The 2,518-nt window shown below is 69.7% G+C and carries 2 protein-coding genes and 1 pseudogene; all 3 read left to right on the forward strand.

The genetic code is table 11. From position 1 onward, the window contains the following. Nucleotides 1–554, forward strand: a pseudogene (locus QZZ29_RS09575) (hypothetical protein); the annotation flags it as partial. Next, a complete protein-coding gene (locus tag QZZ29_RS09580) occupies nt 551–2,056 on the forward strand; it encodes a multicopper oxidase domain-containing protein (RefSeq protein WP_291382827.1) in 1,506 nt (501 codons plus the stop codon). The pseudogene QZZ29_RS09575 and the gene QZZ29_RS09580, both read left to right, overlap by 4 nt. 134 nt (nt 2,057–2,190) lie before the next feature. Beyond that, entirely contained in the window at nt 2,191–2,469 is a 279-nt protein-coding gene (locus QZZ29_RS09585; protein ID WP_226095651.1) for a type II toxin-antitoxin system RelE/ParE family toxin, read from the forward strand. Nucleotides 2,470–2,518 lie beyond the last annotated feature (49 nt).

A 2,518-nucleotide genomic window follows, 5' to 3' on the forward strand; every position in this document is an offset into this window, starting at 1 on the left:
TGCCCCTCGCGCGCGTCATGATCGCCAAGGGCCCGCGCGAGCACGCCGCCTGGACCCTCGTGGGCGGCATCGCCTGGACCGGCGCCGGGCTGCTGCTCATCGCCGCCCTCATCGCCCGGGCCGAGGACCCCACCTCCGCCCGCGACGCCGTCATGGCCTGGATCCCCGTCATCGGCGTCGCGGGTCCCGCTCAGATCTTTGTGGGTGCACTGACGTATCTGCTGCCCGTGGTGGTGGGCGGCGGCGCCGCGACCGTCCGCGTGGGCATCGCGGCGCTCGAGACCGCCTCCACCGCGCGCCTCACCGTGCGGACCGTCAGCATCGCCTTGCTGGTCGCGACCACCGGGATTGGCGCCGACGCCCGCTGGGCCTGGTGGGCAACCGTCGCCGCGACCTTCGCCGGAGACATCGTCCTCATGGCCCTCGCCGGTGCCCGCCAAGCCAAGGCCAGGCGCGCAACGGGCGGCGCCGTGCCGCTCGCCGCACCCATCGTCGTCGCCCCAGGCGGCAGCGCTCCTCAGAGCCCCGAGACCGACCCCAGGAGCCTTCTGTGACCCTCACGCCACCCGCGTCTCCCCCACCCGCTGGCGCTCCCGCCGTCGGCGCCCCCATCACCCCCGTGCCTGCGGTCCCCCGCCGCACACAGGCACTCATCGCGCTGCTCGCCGTGGGCGTCATCACCTTGGGCGCGATGGTGCTCGCCGACCCCGCCCGCACGGAGGCCGCCACCACGACCGACCCGGCCACCGGCTCCGTCGAGCCGACCGGCAACACCACCGAGGTCACCGTGGGCGTCGACGGCATGTCCTTCACCCCCGGCACCATCGAGGTCCCCGCGGGCGACCGCCTGCTCATCACCTTCGAGAACTCCGGCGACCAGCGCCACGACCTGGTGCTCGCGAACGGCACCGAGACCGGGTCGATCGCGCCGGGAGCGGCCGTCACGTTCGACGCTGGCGTGATCAGCTCCAACATGGAGGGCTGGTGCTCTCTCGCAGGGCATCGCGCCATGGGCATGGAGCTCGACATCGTCGCGCTGGGCGGGGCGGCTACCCCGGCCGACGCCGGGACAACGGACGACGCCGGGTCCAGTTCCGGTGACATGCCAGGCATGATGCAAGGCGACGGCTCAACGGGGCCTGACGTCGCCGCACCGTCGATGGTGGACCTGCTGGCCGCCGCCAAGGATGCCGAGCCGATGCCAGCCGAACTCCCGCCCCTCACCGACGAGACCCTCCGCGAATACACCTTCACCGTCACCGAATCCACGGAAACCGTGGCAGACGGCGTGACGCGCGCGATCTGGACCTACAACGGCACCTCGCCAGGCCCCACCCTCCACGGGCGCATCGGCGACACGTTCCGGATCACGCTGGTCAACGCGGGCACCATGGGCCACTCGATCGACTTCCACGCGGGCGAGCTGGCGCCAGACGGCCCGATGCGCACCATCGAACCGGGCGAATCGCTGGTGTATGAGTTCACGGCCGGGCGCGCGGGCATCTGGATGTATCACTGCGGCACCATGCCGATGACGCAACACATCGCGAACGGCATGTTCGGCGCCGTGGTGATCGAGCCAGACGGCCTGGAGCCGGTGGATCGCCAATACGTGCTCATCCAGTCGGAGATGTATCTGGGCGGCGAGGGCGGCACCACGTCCCCCACCAAGGCCGCCGCGATGCAGCCCGACGTGGTCGCCTTCAACGGGCGCGCGTTCCAGTACGCAGCTCACCCGCTGACCGCCGTCGCCGGCGAGCGGGTGCGCATGTGGGTGCTCGACGCAGGACCGAACGCGGACCTGTCATTCCACGTGGTGGGCACCCAGTTCGACACGGTGTGGAACGAAGGCGCCTACTCGGTCTATCGCGGCGCCTCGACCGATGGGATCACGCAGGGGGTGACCGGTGCCCAGGTGCTGCCGCTACTCGCGGCGCAGGGCGGCTTCGTAGAGTTCGTGCCGCCGGAGGCTGGCCACTACGCGATCGTCAACCACCAGATGAGTTTGGCGGAAAAGGGCGCGAAGGGCGTGCTCGAGGTGACGGCCGCGCCGTGATTCTCGGGGCATCGTCCTGTCACACCCGCGCTGGACGCTTGGTCCGTGACCGAACCACCCACTCCTCGCTGCGCGCGCATACCGTCCCGCCCCTCGCTCTTGTTGCCTATTGCGCAACACGCTACACTTTCATCGTGATCAAGTCCTTCCAACACAAGGGCTTGCGCATGCTCTTCGAGAAAGGGAGCCACGCCGGCGTCCAACCTCACCATGCGAAGCGACTGCGTCTGCAGCTCGCGGCGCTCGACACTGCGCAAGCAGTGGAGGACATGGACATCCCCGGCTTTGGGCTCCACCCCCTGAAGGGCGCGATGGCGAACCGCTGGTCGGTGATGGTCAGCGGCAACTGGAGATTGACGTTCGAGTTCCGCGATGGGAACGCCTACGTCCTGGACTACGAGGACTATCACTGATGGATGCGCTGACTCCGATGCACAATCCCCCGCACCCGGGCGAGTTCAT

The organism is Demequina sp. (genome assembly GCF_016278765.1).
Classification (GTDB): domain Bacteria; phylum Actinomycetota; class Actinomycetes; order Actinomycetales; family Demequinaceae; genus Demequina.